Genomic DNA, 1,238 nt, shown 5'->3' on the forward strand with positions numbered 1-1,238 from the left:
CCCCGCAGCTCACCGTGCTCGCCGCCTGGACCGCCATGCTCGGCGGCAACGAGAAGGTCGCCGCCCGCACCCTGGCCACCGTCGACCTCACCCGGCTGGACCGGCGCGACCAGCTGCTCGCGCACGGCGTCGCCGTCGGCCTCGCCCGCCGCGCGGGCGCCCACAGCGCGCTGGCCAGGGCGTGGCGGGCGGCCCGTCCGCTGTTGGACGAGGTCGACGCCGACCTGCTCACCGTGCTCCCGGTCGGCGAGCTGCTGCTCGCGGGTATCAGGCTCGACGACGAGGCCAGGGTCCGCCCGCTGGTGGAGGCCGCCGAGGCGGTCCTGCGCCGCCTCGGCGACCCGCCCGCCTGGGCCAACGCCTTCCACTGGTACGCCGTGCAGGCCGCCATCGCCCGCGAGCGACCCGACGAGCTGCTGCCGCCCGCGCACGCGCTCAAGCAGGCCGCCCAGGCCGGTGACCGGCACGCCGCCGTGCTCGCCGACGCCGGCCGCACCTGGGTGCTCGTGTTGCGCGGCGAGGTGGACCCGGCCGCGGTCTCCTCGGCCGTCGCCGGACTGTCCGAGGCGGGCATGATCTGGGACGCCGCCCGGCTGGCCAGCGAGGCCGCGCTCGCCGCGGACGATTCGGCCACCGCGACCGCGTTGCTGAAGACCGCTCGAGGGGTGCGGTCCAAGGCACAGCCGCAGGAGCCCGCCGCTGTCCCGGCGGGCGGAGCCGTCCGCCGCACCCGGGCTCCCCGTGCGGCCGAGCCCGCCGTGCTCAGCGAGCGCGAGCGCGAGGTGGCCGAACTCGTGCTGCTCGGGCTGACCTACCGCGAGATCGGCGCGCGGCTCTACATCTCGGCCAAGACCGTCGAACACCACGTGGCCCGCATCAGACGTCGGATCGGTGCCAGGTCGCGCTCGGAGTTATTGTCGATGCTCCGCGCCATGGGACACGGGTCGCTGCTCGTGTGAGGTCCGCGCGCGCCGAATCGACGCCGAAGCGAGGGATGTGATGGCCACAGGGGTGGGCCTGCGAGTCGCCGACGACGGCTGCACGGCCGCCGTCCTGACCGACGTCGGCGAACTGCACTACATCGAACGCGAGTGCGTGCTGCACATGTCCGACGACGGCGACACCGTGCTCGGCGGCCCCGCCCCCCCGGCCGGGGGGCCCCCCCACAACGGGTTGGTGGGCCGGCGCGGCGATCCCGCGGGCCACCCCGGCGCCCCCCGCGCGGCCGCCCCGGGCCG

At 76.5% G+C, this 1,238-nt stretch carries 1 protein-coding gene and 1 pseudogene; both read left to right on the top strand.

What is annotated here, in order from left to right:
- Positions 1-959: LuxR C-terminal-related transcriptional regulator (locus tag QH283_RS23105; protein WP_280505042.1), on the top strand; the 959-nt coding region annotated here is incomplete at its 5' end.
- A 40-nt stretch (positions 960-999) separates the two neighbouring features.
- Positions 1,000-1,238 (top strand): annotated as a pseudogene (locus QH283_RS23110) (hypothetical protein); the annotation flags it as partial.

The sequence above is a fragment of the Nocardia farcinica genome, from assembly GCF_029867845.1.
Classification (GTDB): Bacteria; Actinomycetota; Actinomycetes; order Mycobacteriales; family Mycobacteriaceae; genus Nocardia; species Nocardia farcinica_A.